Raw genomic sequence first — 17,052 nt, 5'->3', positions numbered from 1 at the left:
CTGGGCCGAGGTGAACAGTGCACACACATCCGAGGTCAGAACAGCTCTCAGATTCGCTTCACCACCGGACTGAAACCCGGTGCCCTGCGAATAGTCCTGGTAGCGGCCCAGGTGGTGAAGGTGGCGAAGGCGGCGGGGGCGATGGTGAGGATCGGTCCCGCCGGGGTTTTGGAGTCGCGGATGGCGACGCTGGCTTCGTTCTCGGCGATCTCGATGCAGTTGCCGCCCTGGTCACCGCTGTACGACGACTTACGCCAGTTGCTCTCCATAGCGGTCCTCCATTACGCGCCGGATCAACTCCGCCGAGTCCTTGAGGGAGAGAGCGGCGGCCTGAAGATGATCGTAACGGAGCGAGCAGTCCTTGACGGTGTCTGGGTTGGCGGTGGGATGCCCGCTGCCGTACCCCTCCGTATAGACGATGGTCGGGTCGTTGGCGAAGCGGTAGATGTCATACGAGCCTTGCAAACCCGCGTGTGCGCCGGACTTGAACGGCAGAACCTGGATGTTCACCCGGGGGTTGTTCTCGAACGACAGCAGGTGGGCTAGCTGCTCCCGCATGACCTCCGGGCCGCCCATCTCCTGGTACAGCGCAGCCTCGGTGACGATCGCCCAGAACACAGGCGGTTCGTCTTTCTCGAAGATGCTCTGCCTGGCCAGTCGTACGGCCACGCGGTCTTCGAGGTTGATGGAGTCGAGCACTCCGAGTACGGCACGTGCGTAGTCCTTGGTCTGGAGGAGGCCATGCACCATGTGCGTTTCGAAGGAGCAGATCTCGATGGCCCGCGCTTGCAGCTCCGCCACCTGCTGGAACCAGGCCGGAAGTTGACTGCGCATCACCAGTACGACGAGCCGGGACAGTATCCCTCCCGTGTTGAGCGCCGCGTCGGCCCGTTGGCTGAACTCCACCGTGGGGAGCTTGCGTGCCGTTTCGATCTGGCCCACGAGGGAGCCCGTGTAGTTGAGGATGTCTCCGAGCTGGCGTTGGGTGAGTCCGGCGGCCCCGCGGTACCGGCGGAGTTCGAAGCCGTAGTAGTCGAGAGTCGAGGCTCCAGGGTCCAGAACGTTGACGTTTGTCACGGTTTGCCCCCACGAGTGAACGGGTTGTGTCCGATCCGTAGCTAAGGGTAGTCGCGCCAGGTCAGCCTCGTGGCGTGAACGAATACATTCCCCCCGCGCTCGCGGCGCCCTCCACGGTGCAGTACGCCATCCACCTCACCGTCGGCGAGCACTCCGCGCGGCACATCCGCCGGGAGGCCGGGGTGCGGGTGGAGGTGGCGGACGGGTGTGCCGAAGTGCCGTGTGTGGAGGGCCGGTTGGCGGTGGATTCGGAGAGCGGCCGAGGTCTGGTGCTGCTCAGTGAGGTGGCGGACAAGTGGGGGGTCGATCGGCGGAGTGGGGGTGGGAAGTCGGTGTGGTTCGAGTGCGGTTGATGAGGAGGGCGATGAGGTCGGCGAGGGCGAGGGCGCCTTCGGGGTCGTCGGCCCGGCGCTGAATGCGGCGGATCGGGCCGACCTGGTCGAGGGTGATGCCCGCGCGGGCCAGGAGGTAGGTGAGGGTGAGGAAGGCGGAGCGGGCGTTGCCGTCGGTGAAGGGGTGGAAGAAGCAGACGTCGAGGTAGGCGCGGGCGGCGCGGGAGGGGAGGGGGAGGTCGTCGGACTCGGCTTCGGCTTCGGCGAGGCAGGTGTTGAGGCGGGCGGGGAGGTCCGGGGAGATGCCGTAACGCTCGCGCCCGCCCTTGGCGTAGGCGGGGTGGCGGCGGAAGGGGGCCTCGGGGGTGCCGAGGACGAGGCGTTGCCAGGAGCTGAGGAGGTGGAAGGAGAGGGGGGTGTGCGCGGCGGCGTCCTCGCGGGTGCGGGTGAGGGCGGCGAGGAGGCGGGCGGCGCGGGCCGGGTCGCGGGCGTGGTCGAAGGTGTGGATGTCGTGGGCGGCGCCGTCGCGGAGGGGGCGTGGGGCGGGGAGGGCGACGGGGCGGGAGCGGTGCCAGGGGATCTCGTCGCGGAGGGCGAGCCAGGTGCGTAGGTGATCGGCCATGTCGGGTCACTTGGGGGGTGGGGGCGGGGTGTCGGGGCCGCGGGTGACCGGGAGTTGCGATCACCGTCCGTGGGTGCGGCGTTCGTCCTCGTACCAGTGGAGGCGGGCGGTGATGAAGTGGTGGGGGAGGGTCTCGGGGTCCGGGGCGGGGGGTGTGGCCAGGGAGTCGGCCAGCTTCTCGGCGACGTCCGTGACGAGGGTGTCCTCCGGGGCGATCCAGCTCTCGAAGCGTCCGCCTATGGCTTCCTCGACGAGGGCGTAGGCGGTGTCGGGATCGACGTTCCAGCGGGAGAGGAACCAGGTCAGGACCCGGCGGCAGTGCGCGTACCAGGCGTCGCCGGAGCCGGTGCGGTCGAGGGAGTGCAGGATGAGCTGCTGGGTGGCGCGCTCCCAGGCGTCGTGGCGGTCGGCGGCGGGGAGGTCGGGGAGCGGGTAGCGGTCGAAGAAGCGGGCCAGGAACTCCAGCCAGTCACGCCATTCGCAGAGCGAGGTGGCGATGCGGTTCAGGGTCTCGTCCGGGGTCGTGATCGAGTGCAGGGAGCAGCACCAGTGCCCGACGGGGCCGCCACCGAGGTCCCCCTCGTCGTGCGACCAGCGCCAGCCGCTGGCCCACACCCCGTACCGCTCCACGAGCGCCGCCGTCATGGCGTCGGTCCACTCCGCCCCCACGGTGCGGGACCAGTCGATGACCACCTGGTACCGCTCGCTCCGCTCTTCCCAGTTCTTCACATGCCGCCACTCCGGCCGCGTGGGCGCACGCCCCGCCGGCTCCAACCCCCGTACGACGTCGAGCGCTTCGGCGGCGTCGAAGGGATGCGTGGCGGGGTCGACGTCGGACCAGGGGAGCCAGTAGGGGAGAACGCTCAGTCTCACCGGACGGATGTTCCATGACGGGAGGGCCGTACGCAATGGAGTTTCGCCCGTTCCGCGGACGGGCCGGTAGCGGTCGATTGGCCGAAATCGATCATGACGTGTACAGGGCGCGTGTTACCGTCCAATACACCGTGCAATAAGCGCAGTTGACCGGTCCGCAGCATGTTGCACGCGAACCCAATGTGCTGCTGAGTGGGCTTTCGTTTTCTGCTTGCGGCAGGCCAACGAAGAGCGTTGCGCCTGAGTCATCCTCGGAAAAGTCCTGCTCGTGCGGCAATAACGTCGCCAGTCGGCAAAGTTCGTCGACGCTGAGACGGGCACTGTCTTTGACTACTCCGCGTCCTAGTGCGAGGGGCGGCCGCACATGACGAAGGTGCCCCCAGGTGTTCAATCCGGGGGCACCTTCGCTACGTGTGAATGTGTGACTGGCTTCGCTCAGTACCAGCCGTTGGACTGCCAGAAGTTCCAGGCGCCGCAGGGGCTGCCGTAGCGGTCCTTCATGTAGTCGACGCCCCACTCGATCTGGGTGGCGGGGTTGGTCTTCCAGTCGGAGCCGGCGGAGGCCATCTTCGAGCCCGGGAGGGCCTGGACGAGGCCGTAGGCGCCGGACGAGGCGTTGGTGGCGTTGACGTCCCAGCCGCTCTCGTGCTCGACGATCTTGGAGAAGCACTGGTACTGGGCCGAGTCGCCGATCATCTTCTTCGCGGTCGCCTGAGCGGAGGCCCCGGTCGTGGCGGCCTGCGCGGGCGCCGCGGCGAAAATCGCGCCGGTGGCGGCAACGGCCACAGCGGTACCGGCGAGAGCCTTCTTCGGAGTGGCGATGCGGCGGAGGACGGAAACGGCGGACAAGGCGTTGACCTTTCGTCGGGGACGGGGCGGTCGCTGCGTGCCGTCGTCATGCGGTGCGTAACGCTGACATGCGTCGGCGCCGAGGCCCGTGGGCTTGTCGGCGCCGTGCGACGTCATCCACAGAACCAGGCCGAGCCGGGGTCCGCAATGCCCGGTTTTGCTAGTTGCATTCGTATGTGGGGTACATGTTTCTTGTGTGATGGGGGGCTCAATGTGCAGGTCAGGTGCCGGATTGGCGTAGGCATGGCGTCCGATATGTCCCACTAAGGTGGATCGTAGGTGATGTGGGTCATGTGGGGTGCTTCACCGTCGTGATCACGGTCCGCGTGTACGCCCTTACCGAGCGGTCCCGTCGAATGTGACCGGCGCCTCGAAAGCCGCCCGCCGGGTCGCCCGGCGCAGTGCGCGGAGGATCGCCGGGCCCAGGGTCAGGGTGAGGAGCACCGTTACCAGGGCGCGGCCCAGGTCCCAGCCGAGGGACGTGGCCAGGCAGTACACGACGAAACGGGCCAGGTTCGCGGGGACGCCCGCCTCCGGGTCGAAGGCGATGTTCGAGGCGAGGCTGCTCATGAAGGGCCAGCCCGCGAGGTTGGTCAGCGTGCCGTAGGCGAAGGCGGCCAGGAAGCCGTACGCGGCCAGCATCAGGCGCTCGGGGAGTCCGCGCAGGCGGTCGGGGCCGGGGAGCAGGCCCGCGCCCATCGTGAACCAGCCCATCGCCAGCATCTGGAACGGCATCCACGGGCCCACCCCGCCCGTGAGCAGCGCGGACGCGAACATGCTCAGCGCGCCGAGCACGAAGCCGAAGCCCGGGCCGAGAACCCGGCCGCTGAGCAGCATCAGGAAGAACATCGGCTCGATGCCGGCCGTGCCCGCGCCGATGGGGCGGAGGGCCGCGCCGGTCGCGGCGAGTACCCCGAGCATCGCCACCGCCTTCGGGCCCAGCCCCGACTCCGAGATCGTCGCCGCGACCACGGCCACGAGGAGCACCAGCAGGCCCGCGAAGAGCCAGGGCGCGTCCTGGGAGTGGGCGTTGACCGCCGCCTCGGGCGGGGCGAACAGGGGCCAGCCGAGGGCGGCCAGGCCGACGGCGCTGACCAGGATCAGGGAGAGGAGGGAGCGTGGGCCCAGGCGGATGGGGCGGGACTGTGGGGTGGGCTTTGCCGTGGTCATACGAGCGCCCGCCTGACCTGCGCGACTGTGAGCCACTGCTGCGGCGCCAGGATCTTGGCGATCTGCGGGGCGAAGGAGGGGGAGGAGACGACCACCTCCGCCGTCGGGCCGTCCGCGATGATCTCGCCCTCGGCCAGCAGTACGACCCGGTCGGCCAGCTCGGCGGCGAGTTCCACGTCATGGGTGGCCAGGACGATCGTGTGGCCGTCCGCCGCCAGTGCGCGCAACACCGTGACCAGGCGGGCCTTCGCCGCGTAGTCCAGGCCGCGGGTCGGCTCGTCGAGGAGGAGCAGCGGCGGGCGGGCGGTCAGGACCACGGCCAGGGCGAGGGTCAGGCGCTGGCCCTCGGAGAGATCGCGGGGGTGGGTGTCGTCCGCGACACCCGGGAGCAGTTCCGTGACCAGGGCGCGGCAGGTGCCGGGGGTCGCCTCCGCGTCGGCGTCGGCCGCCGCGCACTCGGCGGCGACCGTGTCGGCGTAGAGGAGGTCGAGGGGTTCCTGGGGGACCAGGCCCACGTGGCGGATCAGTTCGGGGGGCGGGGTGCGGTGGGGGGTGCGGCCGTGCACCTCGACCGTGCCCCGGGTGGGGGTGATCAGGCCCACGAGGGAGTTGAGGAGGGTGGACTTTCCGGCGCCGTTGCGGCCCATGAGGGCGACCGTCTCGCCGGGGGAGACGGTGAGGCTCACCTCGTGGAGGGCGCGGATGCGGTCCCGGGTGATGGACAGGCCCTTCACCTCGGCGGTGCGGGGGGCCTGGGGGGCCTTTGCGGGCCGAGGGGTGCGGGTGAACCAGCGGCGGCGGGGCGGGGTCGTCGGGTGGCGGGGTTCGGCCGGGGACGTGCGGGGGTGGCGCTGTGTCTCGGGGCTCAGCGCCTCCAGGCGGTCCCGGAGATCGCCCGCCCGCCGCCTCGCGTCCCGCACGGTCAGCGGGAGCGGGGACCAGCCCGCCAGCTTGCCCAGGTCCACGACGGGTGGGGTCACCGGGGAGACCGCCATCGCCTCCGCCGGGGCGGTGAGGGTCAGCGGGGCGCCGGGGGAGGGGAGTACGGCCACCTGGTCCGCGTACTGGATCACGCGCTCCAGTCGGTGTTCCGCCATGAGGACCGTCGTACTGAGGTCGTGCACCAGGCGCTGGAGTACCGCCAGCACTTCCTCGGCCGCCGCCGGGTCCAGCGCGGAGGTCGGTTCGTCCAGGACCAGGACCTGGGGGTGCGGGGTGAGGACCGAGCCGATCGCCACCCGCTGCTGCTGGCCTCCGGAGAGCGTGGCGATCGGACGGTCGCGCAGGTCGGCGAGGCCGAGGAGGTCGAGGGTCTCCTCCACGCGGCGGCGCATCACGGCGGGGGAGAGGCCCAGGGACTCCATGCCGTAGGCGAGTTCGTCCTCGACCGTGTCCGTGACGAAGTGGGCGAGCGGGTCCTGGCCCACCGTGCCGACCACGTCGGCCAGTTCGCGGGGCTTGTGGGTACGGGTGTCACGGCCCGCGACCGTGACCCGGCCGCTCAGGGTGCCGCCCGTGAAGTGCGGCACGAGTCCGCTGACGGCGCCGAGGACTGTGGACTTGCCGACGCCGGACGGGCCGACCAGGAGGACGAGTTCGCCTTCCGGCACCTCGAAGTCGATGCCGCGGACGGTGGGTTCGGGGCGGCCGTCGTACGTCACGGAGACGTTTTCGAAGCGGATCACGACGGTTCCTTGGTGGGTTTCGGGCTGGGGATCGGGCTGGCCTTCGCGGGGGCGACGAATGCCGGGAGCAGCGCCAGGAGGATCGCCGCCGCGGGCCAGAGGGGGAGGGTGGGGGCGGTGAGCGGGATGACGCTCGGTTCCAGGGCGGCGGGGTTCTCCGCCTCGGCCAGGAACATCAGCGCGGCCACCGCCACGCCGGAGCCGGTGACCAGCCAGGCCCGCAGGTCCCAGGGGTCGGGGCGGTACCGGGTGCGGACCGCGCGGCGACCGCCCAGGCGCAGGCCGACCAGGGCGGCGGTGAGGCCGAGGAGGAGGACGGGGAGGCCGTAGGTGCCGCCCTCCGCGGTGAGGACTCCGTACGTACCGGCGCAGACGCCGAGCAGGCCGCCGAGGGTGAGGGCGGAGGTGGTACGGCGTACGGCCGGAGGGACGTCGGCGGTACGGCCGTAGCCGCGGGCGTCCATCGCGGCGGCCAGGGCGACCGAGCGTTCCAGGGCGCCCTCAAGGACGGGGAGGGCGACCTGGAGCAGGCCCTTGAAGCCACGGTCCGGGCGGCCCCGCAGGCGGCGGGCGGCGCGCAGGCGTTGCACGTCGGCGATCAGGTTCGGGGCGAAGGTCAGCGCCACGACCACCGCGACGCCCATCTCGTACAGGGCGCCGGGGAGGCATTTGAGGAGGCGGGTGGGGTTGGCGAGGGAGTTCGCGGCGCCTACGCAGATGAGGAGGGTGGCGAGGCGGAGGCCGTCGTAGAAGGCGAAGACGAGGGCTTCGGCGTGGACTCGTCCGCCCAGGCGGATGCCCTGGGCCCAGTCGGGGAGGGGGACTTCGGGGAGGGTGACGACGGTGTGGGTGCCGGGGATGGGGGAGCCGAGGAGGACGGCGAAGGCGAAGCGGAGGGCCAGGACGGCGAGGGCGAGTTTGAGGAAGGTGTTGTAGGAGCGGGACCAGGGGGCGTTATGGCGGCAGGTCGCTACGACGTAGGCGGATGTCGCGATGAGGAGGGTGAGGAGGAGGGGGTTGGTGGTGCGGGTGGCGGCGGTGCCGAGGGACAGGGCCCAGAGCCACCAGGCGCCGGGGTGGAGGGGGGTGCTTGCCGGTGCGTGCCGGGTGCGGCTGGGCTGGGGTCGGCGTGGGGTGGGTGCGCTCGCCGGCGCTTGCCGGGTGCCGCTGCGCCCACCCGTGCCGCCTGGGGGTCCCCCCAGGCCCTTGAGGCCCTGGGGGAGGCACGACTGCCCGCAGCTGCGTGAGCACGATGCTCCGCCGCTACGTTCAGTGTTGCCGGTGTCAGTCATTTCGGCGGCGGCGGGATTGCCAGAGGGCTGCTGCGCCCAGGGCTGCCACGCCTGCTGCTCCTGCCCACAGGCCCAGGGACGGGGAGTTGTCGGAGTCGTTCGTGCTCTTCGACTGGCTCTTGCCGACGTCCTTGTCCTTGGTCTTGCCCAGTTCCTCGCCGCAGCCCGCGGTCGGGTAACCGTCGATGGCGCAGAGCATGGCGCTGGAGTCGTAGCGCAGGGGCTTGGCTACCTCGGCGAGGGCCTCCGCCGTGGTCGCGTCCTCCGGGACCTGGGCGCAGACCGTGCGCAGGCGGGGCGGGGTCTCGCCCGAGGGCGCGTCCTTGGCGGTACCGAAGTCGAGGACGAGGGCCACGCGCTTGCGGCCGTCGCGTTCCGGCGTACGGGCGCAGATGGTGCCGAAGGTCTGCTCGCCGCGCGGCTGGGCGGCCTGGGCGGAGTCCTCGCTGACGGTGAAGCGGAAGCCCTGGACGTCGCCGTCCGAGGGGACGGAGACGGAGGGGCCGACGGTGGCGTACGTCCACTTCGAGCCGTCCCGGTCCCAGAACGACCAGTAGCGGTACGTCGCCGCCTGCGCCGGAGCGGCCGCCGTGCCGAGGACCAGCGCGGTCAGCAGCAGGGCGAGGGCACGGCGTATCACTTCCGCTGTCCCTTCTTGCGGCTGCTGATCAGGAAGCCGACGCCGATGCCGCCGACGAGTCCGACGCCGATGACCCACCAGAGGCTGACGCCGTCCTTGTCGTCCTTCTTCTCGTCCTTGGACTCCTTGGCGGGTGCCTCCGCCTTCGGCGCCGGGCCGGTCGCGTTGAGCCCTTCGACGAGGTTCGTGCCGCCGAAGTTCCGGGCGTCGGCGCCCGCGGTGTCCGCCGCGAGGATCAGCTGGGCGTACGCGGCCGGGCCGTTCTGCTTCGCCCAGTCGGCGGCGTTCTTCTCCAGCCAGGCCAGCGGCTCGGCCGCCGCCTCGGGACCGCCGGTCACGGCGAGGGCGACGACCGCGTCGGCGGTGTTGCCGATGTCGGGCTGGTCCTCGGCGCCGGGCATGGAGGACAGGAGGTGGCCGTCCTTCTTCAGGGCGTCGGCGAGGTAGGCGGCGCCGTTGGCGGCGGCCTGGGCGGGCTTGAGAGCCTTGCCGTCGGTGCAGGTGAGCGCCTGGTCGTCGGCGGCCTTCAGGGAGTTCAGGTCCGCGCCCCGCAGACCGACCACGGCCGCCGCGGTCGCGTCCGCGTTGGCGATCAGCTTGCCCTTCTTGTCGGGCTGGTAGGCGAAGGCGCCGCCCTGGTCGCAGGGCAGGGCCAGGGCGCGCAGGGCGTCGAAGGGGGACTTGCCGCCGGTCACGATGGTGTCGGGGTCCTGGCCGGTCGCGGCGAGGGCGCCGGCGACGATCGCGGTGGAGTTGGCGTCGCTGGCACCGCCCGGTGTGTAGCCCCAGCCGCCGTCCTTGTTCTGGATGCTCTTCAGCCACTGGGCGGCCTTCTGGGCCTGTCCCATGTACTTGCCGTCACCGAGCCCGGCCAGGGCCTGGGCGGCGGCGGCCGTGCTGTTGGTGTCGACCATCAGCTTGGCGTCGCACTCCTTGGCCGGGTCGGCGCGGAAGGCGGCGAAGCCGCCGTTGGCGCACTGCTGCCCGAGCAGCCAGTCCACGGCCTTGGCGGAGGGGGTGACGCCGACCCGGGTCTGGGCTATCAGGGCGAGGGAGTGGCGCCAGACGCCGTCGTAGGTCGGGTCACCGGAGCCGTAGAGCCCGGAGGGGAGTTCGACGGACGGCGACGGGGACGGGGTGGCGGCCACGGCGGGGCCGGCCAGGACGGGGGTGGCCAGGCCGATCACGGCGGTGGCGGCCAGGGCCGCGGCGCTGCGGCGGACGTTCATGATCGGCGGGTGCCTCTCCCTGAGGGGAGCCGGGCAGCGCGGGACGGACCCCGGGCGGCTCGGCTCCGCAGACCTCGACGGTGCCATGCGCCGACGGGATGCCGACGCACGTGAGCCGTTCACGTACCGCGCGGGGTAGTCCGGCTCGCAGCGCCTGCGCGCTGCTCACGGTTGCGGGTCAGCGCCGGATTTGCACCGGCTTCCCCCCGTACGGGTGTGATGACGACGCGGCCACTCTACCGGCCCGTAGGAAGGCGCCGGCGGGGAGGCCGGGGGCGGGGGGACCGGCTCGGCCCGCACGTGGACGGGCGTGTTGAACGGCTCACGCCCCCTGTGTGGCCCACGCCTCCTGCAACACGGCCCGCAAGCGCCCGCCCCCTCACACCGCGACGTACGTCACCGGCTCGCTCCCGCTCACCACCTCCGCCCGCCCCAGCTTCACCAGCCGGCGCAGGTGGGACTCGGCCTCCGACACCGCGATGTTCCTGGACCCGTAGGGGATCTGCTCCCAGGGCCGGTTCCACTCCATCCGCTCGGCGAGCTGCCAGGCCGTGAGGGGGTTGGAGAGGAGGGAGAGGAGTCCGGTGAGGCGGGCCTCGTGGTGGGCGAGGAGGGCCTCGACGCGTGACGCGGCGTCGGTGAAGGTGTGCTGGTGGGCCGGGAGGACCTCGGCCGGGGCGAGGCGGGCGACGCGTTCGAGGGAGTCGAGGTAGTCGCCGAGCGGGTCGGTGACGGTGGCGTCGTCGGGGTCCTCGTACAGGCCGATGTGCGGGGTGATCTCCGGGAGTACGTGGTCCCCGGAGAACAGGCGCCCGTTGCCGGGGAGTCCGGCCGGGTGTGCCTCCTCCAGGTGCAGGCAGACGTGTCCGGGTGTGTGACCCGGGGTCCAGATCGCGCGCAGGCGGCGGCCGGGGAGGGGGAGCAGTTCGCCGGGGACGATCTCCCGGTCCGGGAGGGCGGGGTTGAGGCCGGGCAGGTTGCGGCGGCGGGCCGCGCGCAGGGGGGCGACGTGCTCCTCGGGGGCGCCGGCGGCGGTGAGCTTGGCCGCCATGTACGTGAACCAGCGCTCGGGTTCGGCGGACCGGGTACGCCGCACGATGGCCGTGTCGGCTTCGTGCATCGCGATCCACGCCCCGGAAGCCTCCCGGACCTTGCCGGACAGGCCGTGGTGGTCGGGGTGGTGGTGGGTGATGACCACGCCGTGGATCTCACCGACGGCGGTCCCGCACTCCGCCAGCCCCTCGACGAGGGTGTTCCAGGCCCCCGGGTCGTCCCACCCGGTGTCGATCAGCACGGGCCCCCGGTCGGTGTCCACGACGTACACCAGCGTGTGCCCGAGCGGGTTGTCCGGAATCGGCACCCGAACGGACCGTACGCCCCCACCGAGGTCCTGCGCTCCCGCCATCTGCCCTCCACCCCACGAGCCTGGCTCACTATAACTAGAACCAGTTGCAAAAGTAGCCTGAGTCGACCGATGCACCCCATTTTCCGGGTCCGGCCCGCCCGTGGACTCCTCCCAATAGAACTGGTATCAGTTCTGATACAGCGTCAGAAATCAAGCGCTCCAGGTCCGCAGGAGGCGTCGGGCATGACCGAGCTCGTGGAACACGGACAGCTGTTCATCGGCGGGGAGTTCACCGACCCCCTGGGCGAGGACGTCATCGAGGTGATCTCGCCGCACACCGAGGAGGTCATCGGGCGGGTGCCGCACGCGTGCGCCGCCGATGTCGACCGGGCGGTCGCCGTGGCGCGGCGGGCCTTCGAGGAGGGGCCCTGGCCGCGGATGAGCCTCGACGAGCGGATCGAGGTGGTCAACCGGATCAAGGACGCCATCGCCGTCCGGCACGAGGAGATCGCCCGCGTCATCTCCTCCGAGAACGGCTCCCCGTACTCCTGGAGCGTCCTCGCCCAGGCGCTCGGCGCGATGATGGTGTGGGACTCCGCGATCACCGTGGCCCGGAACTTCACCTACGAGGAACACCGCGACGGAGTCCTCGGGAAGATCCTCGTGCGACGTGAGCCGGTCGGGGTCGTGGCCGCCGTGGTGCCGTGGAACGTGCCCCAGTTCGTCGCCGCCGCCAAGCTCGCGCCCGCGCTGCTCACCGGCTGCACGGTGATCCTCAAGCCGTCCCCGGAGTCGCCGCTCGACGCCTATCTCCTCGCCGAGATCGCGACGGAGGCCGGGCTGCCGGAGGGCGTGCTGTCGATCCTGCCCGCCGACCGGGAGGTCAGTGAGTACCTGGTCGGGCACCCCGGCGTCGACAAGGTCTCCTTCACCGGTTCCGTCGCCGCCGGCAAGCGCGTCATGGAGGTCGCCGCCCGCAACCTCACCCGCGTCACCCTCGAACTCGGCGGCAAGTCCGCCGCGGTGGTCCTGCCGGACGCCGACGTCGAGACCGCCGTCGCCGGTATCGTCCCGGCCGCCTGGATGAACAACGGCCAGGCCTGCGTCGCCCAGACCCGCATCCTCCTCCCGCGCTCCCGCTACGACGAGTTCGCCGAGGCCCTCGCCGCCGCCGCGAACGCCCTGGTCGTCGGCGACCCCCTCGACCCCGCCACCCAGGTCGGCCCGCTCGTCGCCCGCCGCCAGCAGCAGCGCAACCTCGACTACATACGCATCGGGCAGGAGGAGGGCGCCAAGATCCTCACCGGCGGCGGACGGCCCCCCGGCCGCGACCGGGGCTGGTACGTCGAGCCGACCCTCTTCGGCGACGTCGACAACTCCATGCGCATCGCCCGCGAGGAGATCTTCGGCCCGGTCATCTGCCTGCTGCCCTACGGCGACCAGGACGAGGCCGTGAAGATCGCCAACGACTCGGACTACGGGCTCTCCGGGAGCGTGTGGACCGGTGATGTGGAGCGGGGCATCGAGGTCGCCCGCCGGGTCCGTACCGGCACGTACTCCGTGAACACCTTCAGCCTCGACATGCTCGGCCCCTTCGGCGGCTACAAGAACTCCGGGCTGGGGCGGGAGTTCGGGCCCGAGGGGTACGGCGAGTACCTGGAGCACAAGATGATCCACCTGCCCGCCGGGTGGGAGGCGTAGGCGATGGGCGACCGCTGGCACGTCGAGGTCGACCGGTCCGTATGCATCGGCTCGGCCCAGTGCGTCCACCGCGCGCCCGCCGGCTTCCGGCTCGACACCGCCCGCCAGTCCCACCCCGTCGAGCCGGACACGGACGCGGCCGAGGGCGTGCTGGCCGCCGCCGAGAACTGCCCGGTGGAGGCCATCGTGATCACGATGGTGGGGAGCGGGGAGGCCGTGTTCCCGCCCGAGGAATAGCCCCGGCCCTATTCCTGAGGCGGTGCCGTCAGGTCGATCAGGCGGCACACCGTCTCGATGTCGATCTTCACCTGTGCGATCGAGGCCCGGCCCGACAGCCAGGTGATCAGCGCCGAGTGCCAGGTGTGCTCGATGACCCGGACCGCCGAGAGCTGTTCGGGCGTCGGGTTCTCCTGGCCCATCGCGTCCAGGATGATCAGCGTCGTCTGCCGGGACACCTGGTCCACCTCGGGCGAGACACTGCGGTCCGCGAAGGTCAGCGCCCGCACCATCGCGTCGGCCAGGTGTGGCTCGCGCTGGAGGGCCCGGAAGGCGCGCATCAGCGTCTCCGCGACCCGCTCCGCCGCCGTGTCGCCCTCCGGCGGCTTCTTGCGCAGGGTGCCGTGCATCCGCTCCAGCTGGTCCTGCATGGTCGCGACCAGCAGATGGATCTTGGACGGGAAGTACCGGTACAGCGTGCCCAGCGCCACCTGCGAGGACTCCGCGACCTCCCGCATCTGCACCGCGTCGAAACCGCCCCGGCTGGCGAGCTGCGCGCTCGCGTGCAGGATGCGGCGGCGCCGCGCCTCCTGCCGCTCGGTGAGGGGCGCGGTGACCGGTCTCGCGGTACTGGCTGCCACCTTGTCCACCTTGTCCCCTCGCCGTTCTCCTCGCCAGAGCCCGACCGTGGCGTGAATCACCTGATCCACTGCTCACGCCGTCTCTACCTGCCGGTAGATTCGGAAGCTCTTGAACGATCAAGTCTGTAACTTGTTCTACATTAGCGTCCCGGCATAATCTCGCGGGACCAGAGCAGGGAGAAGGGGGCCCGGAGTGACCGCTGAGGCCAGTCGGACGGGGTCCCCCCAGGAACCCGCCGCGGACGGCGAGCGACCGCTCGACATCGCGCTTCTCACCTACAAAGGGAACCCGTTCTGCGGCGGCCAGGGCGTCTACGTCCGCCACCTCTCCCGCGAACTGGCCCGCCTCGGCCACCGCGTCGAGGTCATCGGCGCCCAGCCCTACCCCGTACTCGACGAGGGCGTGCCGCTCACCGAGCTGGCCAGCCTCGACCTGTACCGCTCCCCGGACCCCTTCCGCACCCCGAAGCGGGACGAGTACCGGGACTGGATCGACGCCCTCGAAGTCGCCACCATGTGGACCGGCGGTTTCCCCGAGCCGCTGACCTTCTCCCTGCGCGCCCGCCGCCATCTGCGCGCCCGGCGCGGCCGGTTCGACGTCGTCCACGACAACCAGACGCTCGGCTACGGCCTCCTGGGCGACGTGGGCGCGCCCCTGGTCACCACGATCCACCACCCCATCACCGTGGACCGGCAGTTGGAGCTGGACGCGGCCGAGGGCTGGCAGCGCCGCTACTCGGTGCGCCGCTGGTACGCCTTCACCCGCATGCAGAAGCGCGTCGCGCGCCGCCTGCCGTCCGTCCTCACCGTCTCCGGCACCTCCCGCGCCGAGATCGTGGAGCACCTCGGGGTGCGCGAGGACCGTATCCACGTCGTGCACATCGGCGCCGACACCGACCTGTTCTCGCCGGATCCGTCGGTGCCGCGGATACCCGGCCGGATCGTCACCACCTCCAGCGCCGATGTGCCCCTGAAGGGGCTGGTGTTCCTCGTCGAGGCGCTCGCCAAGGTGCGCACCGAGCAGCCCGACGCCCACCTCGTCGTCGTCGGCAAGAAGCCCACCGAGGGTCCGGTCGCGCAGGCCGTCGAGCGCTACGGGCTCGAAGGCGCCGTCGACTTCGTCAAGGGCATCTCCGACGCCGAACTCGTCGACCTGGTCCGCTCGGCCGAGGTCGCCTGTGTGCCGTCGCTGTACGAGGGCTTCTCCCTCCCCGCCGCCGAGGCCATGGCCACCGGCACCCCGCTGGTCGCCACCACGGGCGGCGCGATCCCCGAGGTCGCCGGTCCCGACGGGGAGACCTGTCTGGCCGTACCGCCCGGTGACGCGGGCGCCCTGGCCGCCGCCCTCGGCCGCCTGCTCGCCGACCCCGAGCTGCGTACGCGCCTGGGCCGGGCGGGCCGCGAACGGGTGCTGGAACGCTTCACCTGGGCGCGCGCCGCGCAGGGGACGGTCGCGCACTACCGGGAGGCGATCGCGCGGGCGGGCGGCCGCCGGCCCGCCCCGCAGGTTTCCGCAGATTCCCTTACCTCCGTACGTTCCGAGAGCTCCGAAAGCAGGGCCACGTGCTGACCGTCGACTTCTCCCGGTTCCCGCTCGCCCCGGGCGACCGAGTCCTGGACCTCGGCTGCGGTGCCGGCCGGCATGCCTTCGAGTGCTACCGGCGCGGCGCGCACGTGGTCGCCCTCGACCAGAACGGCGAGGAGATCCGCGAGGTCGCCAAGTGGTTCGCGGCGATGAAGGAGGCCGGGGAGGCCCCCGAGGGCGCCACCGCCACCGCCATGGAGGGCGACGCCCTCGCGCTGCCCTTCCCGGACGAGTCCTTCGACGTCGTGATCATCTCCGAGGTCATGGAGCACATCCCGGACGACAAGGGCGTCCTCGCGGAGATGGTCCGGGTACTCAAGCCGGGCGGCCGGATCGCCATCACCGTCCCGCGCTACGGCCCCGAGAAGGTCTGCTGGGCCCTGTCCGACGCCTACCACGAGGTCGAGGGCGGCCACATCCGCATCTACAAGGCGGACGAGCTGCTGGCGAAGATCCGCGAGGCGGGCCTCAAGCCGTACGGCACCCACCACGCGCACGCGCTGCACTCGCCGTACTGGTGGCTGAAGTGCGCCTTCGGCGTCGACAACGACAAGGCGCTGCCGGTGCGCGCTTACCACAAGCTGCTGGTCTGGGACATCATGAAGAAGCCGCTGGCCACGCGGGTGGCCGAGCAGGCCCTCAACCCGCTGATCGGCAAGAGCTTCGTGGCGTACGCGACCAAGCCGCACCTGCCGCGGGTGGACGCCAAGTGACCACCCCCCGGACGGAACACCTGGTCCTGCCCGGGGTCCTCACCGCCGAGCAGGCCGCCGCCACCGTCGCCGGACTGCTCGCCGTGCAGCGCGAGGACGGCGCGATCCCGTGGTTCCGCGGCCACCACCTGGACCCCTGGGACCACGTCGAGGCCGCGATGGGCCTGGACGCGGCCGGCGAGCACGCCGCCGCGGAGCGCGCCTACGAATGGCTGGCCCGGCACCAGAACGAGGACGGCTCCTGGTACGCCGCCTACGCCGACGGCGCCTTCGACGACGTCACCGACCGCGGCCGGGAGACCAACTTCGTCGCCTACATAGCCGTAGGGGTGTGGCACCACTACCTCTCCACCGGCGACGACACCTTCCTGGACCGCATGTGGCCCGCCGTCTACGCGGCGATCGAGTTCGTGCTGCGGCTCCAGCAGCCCGGCGGCCAGATCGGCTGGCGCCGCGACGACGACGGCACACCGACGGCGGACGCCCTGCTCACCGGGTCCTCCTCCGTCCACCACGCCCTGCGGTGCGCGCTCGCCATCGCCGAGCAGCGCGAGGAGCCCCAACCGGACTGGGAGTTGGCGGCGGGCGCCCTGCGCCACGCGATCCGCCGGCACCCCGAGCGGTTCCTGGACAAGGACCGCTACTCCATGGACTGGTACTACCCGGTCCTCGGCGGCGCCCTCACCGGCGCCGAGGCCAAGGCCCGTATCGAGGAGTCCTGGGACCGCTTCGTCGTCCCCGGGCTCGGCGTGCGCTGCGTGGTCCCCAACCCGTGGGTGACGGGCGGCGAGTCGGCCGAACTCGCCCTCGCTCTGTGGGCGATGGGCGAGTCCGACCGCGCCCTGGAGATCCTCCAGTCCATCCAGCACCTGCGGGACGACGAGACGGGCCTGTACTGGACGGGCTATGTCTTCGAGGACGACGCCATCTGGCCGCAGGAGCTGACGACTTGGACCGCGGGTTCCCTGCTGCTGGCGGTGGCGGCCCTGGGAGGCCATGAGGCGACGTGCCAGGTGTTTGGGGGAGAGCAGCTTCCGCTGGGGCTGGACCCGGACTGCTGCGACAGGGCGTAGGCCGGGTTC

Annotated in this window: 17 protein-coding genes and 1 riboswitch; of the genes, 5 read left to right on the top strand and 12 right to left on the bottom strand. The window is 71.5% G+C overall.

The window, feature by feature from the left end; all coding sequences use genetic code 11:
* Window positions 1-47 precede the first annotated feature (47 nt).
* From ACZ7L7_RS19325 to ACZ7L7_RS19275, 11 genes are all read right to left on the bottom strand, one after another.
* Window positions 48-269, bottom strand: a complete 222-nt coding sequence (locus ACZ7L7_RS19325) for a DUF397 domain-containing protein (protein ID WP_285515743.1) — start codon at window positions 267-269, stop codon at window positions 48-50.
* A complete protein-coding gene (locus tag ACZ7L7_RS19320) occupies window positions 250-1,077 on the bottom strand; it encodes a helix-turn-helix domain-containing protein (protein ID WP_472076619.1) in 828 nt (275 codons plus the stop codon). Before ACZ7L7_RS19320 ends, ACZ7L7_RS19325 begins: the two co-directional genes overlap by 20 nt.
* Window positions 1,078-1,353: 276 nt before the next feature.
* Window positions 1,354-2,031 (bottom strand): Fic family protein, encoded by a 678-nt coding sequence (locus ACZ7L7_RS19315; RefSeq protein ID WP_453606239.1) that lies wholly within the window; start codon window positions 2,029-2,031, stop codon window positions 1,354-1,356.
* A 60-nt stretch (window positions 2,032-2,091) separates the two neighbouring features.
* Window positions 2,092-2,904: a hypothetical protein gene (locus tag ACZ7L7_RS19310; protein ID WP_472076617.1), complete on the bottom strand. Its 813-nt coding sequence runs from the start codon at window positions 2,902-2,904 to the stop codon at window positions 2,092-2,094.
* Window positions 2,905-3,339: 435 nt separating this feature from the next.
* The gene (locus ACZ7L7_RS19305; protein WP_261718228.1) at window positions 3,340-3,753 is read right to left on the bottom strand and encodes an aggregation-promoting factor C-terminal-like domain-containing protein; all 414 of its coding nucleotides are present in this window, start codon (window positions 3,751-3,753) and stop codon (window positions 3,340-3,342) included.
* Window positions 3,754-4,089: 336 nt separating this feature from the next.
* Window positions 4,090-4,923: an ECF transporter S component gene (locus ACZ7L7_RS19300; protein ID WP_285515739.1), complete on the bottom strand. Its 834-nt coding sequence runs from the start codon at window positions 4,921-4,923 to the stop codon at window positions 4,090-4,092.
* Window positions 4,920-6,608 (bottom strand): ABC transporter ATP-binding protein, encoded by a 1,689-nt coding sequence (locus tag ACZ7L7_RS19295; protein WP_472076615.1) that lies wholly within the window; start codon window positions 6,606-6,608, stop codon window positions 4,920-4,922. Before ACZ7L7_RS19295 ends, ACZ7L7_RS19300 begins: the two co-directional genes overlap by 4 nt.
* Window positions 6,605-7,900, bottom strand: a complete 1,296-nt coding sequence (locus ACZ7L7_RS19290; RefSeq protein WP_453606233.1) for a CbiQ family ECF transporter T component — start codon at window positions 7,898-7,900, stop codon at window positions 6,605-6,607. Before ACZ7L7_RS19290 ends, ACZ7L7_RS19295 begins: the two co-directional genes overlap by 4 nt.
* Entirely contained in the window at window positions 7,893-8,540 is a 648-nt protein-coding gene (locus ACZ7L7_RS19285; protein WP_471432531.1) for an SCO2322 family protein, read from the bottom strand. The genes ACZ7L7_RS19290 and ACZ7L7_RS19285 overlap by 8 nt, the downstream gene beginning before the upstream one ends.
* Window positions 8,537-9,769 carry a prenyltransferase/squalene oxidase repeat-containing protein gene (locus ACZ7L7_RS19280; protein ID WP_472076613.1) on the bottom strand — a complete coding sequence of 411 codons (1,233 nt, stop codon included), beginning with the start codon at window positions 9,767-9,769 and terminating at the stop codon, window positions 8,537-8,539. Before ACZ7L7_RS19280 ends, ACZ7L7_RS19285 begins: the two co-directional genes overlap by 4 nt.
* 133 nt (window positions 9,770-9,902) lie before the next feature.
* Window positions 9,903-9,975, bottom strand: a riboswitch (cobalamin riboswitch).
* A gap of 173 nt (window positions 9,976-10,148) precedes the next feature.
* Window positions 10,149-11,174: an MBL fold metallo-hydrolase gene (locus tag ACZ7L7_RS19275; RefSeq protein WP_453606228.1), complete on the bottom strand. Its 1,026-nt coding sequence runs from the start codon at window positions 11,172-11,174 to the stop codon at window positions 10,149-10,151.
* Window positions 11,175-11,357: 183 nt separating this feature from the next.
* On the opposite strand from ACZ7L7_RS19275, the gene ACZ7L7_RS19270 reads away from it, so the two are divergent.
* Together ACZ7L7_RS19270 and ACZ7L7_RS19265 are read left to right on the top strand one after the other, a co-directional pair.
* Entirely contained in the window at window positions 11,358-12,815 is a 1,458-nt protein-coding gene (locus ACZ7L7_RS19270; RefSeq protein WP_285515733.1) for an aldehyde dehydrogenase, read from the top strand.
* A 3-nt stretch (window positions 12,816-12,818) separates the two neighbouring features.
* Entirely contained in the window at window positions 12,819-13,052 is a 234-nt protein-coding gene (locus tag ACZ7L7_RS19265) for a ferredoxin (RefSeq protein ID WP_285515732.1), read from the top strand.
* A gap of 8 nt (window positions 13,053-13,060) precedes the next feature.
* Here ACZ7L7_RS19265 and ACZ7L7_RS19260 read toward each other — a convergent pair whose 3' ends face one another.
* Window positions 13,061-13,681, bottom strand: coding sequence for a TetR family transcriptional regulator (locus ACZ7L7_RS19260; protein WP_093720141.1), 621 nt, complete (start codon window positions 13,679-13,681; stop codon window positions 13,061-13,063).
* Window positions 13,682-13,865: 184 nt separating this feature from the next.
* Here ACZ7L7_RS19260 and ACZ7L7_RS19255 point away from each other — a divergent pair, with 184 nt between their 5' ends.
* From ACZ7L7_RS19255 to ACZ7L7_RS19245, 3 genes are read left to right on the top strand one after another with little or no spacing between them, the layout of a single operon-like run.
* Entirely contained in the window at window positions 13,866-15,242 is a 1,377-nt protein-coding gene (locus tag ACZ7L7_RS19255) for a glycosyltransferase family 4 protein (protein ID WP_285515731.1), read from the top strand.
* Window positions 15,236-15,970 carry a class I SAM-dependent methyltransferase gene (locus ACZ7L7_RS19250; protein ID WP_093720143.1) on the top strand — a complete coding sequence of 245 codons (735 nt, stop codon included), beginning with the start codon at window positions 15,236-15,238 and terminating at the stop codon, window positions 15,968-15,970. Before ACZ7L7_RS19255 ends, ACZ7L7_RS19250 begins: the two co-directional genes overlap by 7 nt.
* Window positions 15,967-17,043 (top strand): prenyltransferase/squalene oxidase repeat-containing protein, encoded by a 1,077-nt coding sequence (locus ACZ7L7_RS19245; RefSeq protein ID WP_285515730.1) that lies wholly within the window; start codon window positions 15,967-15,969, stop codon window positions 17,041-17,043. Before ACZ7L7_RS19250 ends, ACZ7L7_RS19245 begins: the two co-directional genes overlap by 4 nt.
* Window positions 17,044-17,052 lie beyond the last annotated feature (9 nt).

Source organism: Streptomyces sp. NPDC110618, from assembly GCF_055657065.1.
This window is presented reverse-complemented; position numbering and strand designations above follow the sequence as displayed.

Coding starts and splice junctions, on each gene's coding strand:
- ACZ7L7_RS19265 (WP_285515732.1), top strand. CDS start 12,819: ATGGGCGACCGCTGGCACGTCGAGGTCGACCGGTCCGTATGCATCGGC.
- ACZ7L7_RS19275 (WP_453606228.1), bottom strand. CDS start 11,174: ATGGCGGGAGCGCAGGACCTCGGTGGGGGCGTACGGTCCGTTCGGGTG.
- ACZ7L7_RS19280 (WP_472076613.1), bottom strand. CDS start 9,769: ATGAACGTCCGCCGCAGCGCCGCGGCCCTGGCCGCCACCGCCGTGATC.
- ACZ7L7_RS19300 (WP_285515739.1), bottom strand. CDS start 4,923: ATGACCACGGCAAAGCCCACCCCACAGTCCCGCCCCATCCGCCTGGGC.
- ACZ7L7_RS19290 (WP_453606233.1), bottom strand. CDS start 7,900: ATGACTGACACCGGCAACACTGAACGTAGCGGCGGAGCATCGTGCTCA.
- ACZ7L7_RS19325 (WP_285515743.1), bottom strand. CDS start 269: ATGGAGAGCAACTGGCGTAAGTCGTCGTACAGCGGTGACCAGGGCGGC.
- ACZ7L7_RS19270 (WP_285515733.1), top strand. CDS start 11,358: ATGACCGAGCTCGTGGAACACGGACAGCTGTTCATCGGCGGGGAGTTC.
- ACZ7L7_RS19315 (WP_453606239.1), bottom strand. CDS start 2,031: ATGGCCGATCACCTACGCACCTGGCTCGCCCTCCGCGACGAGATCCCC.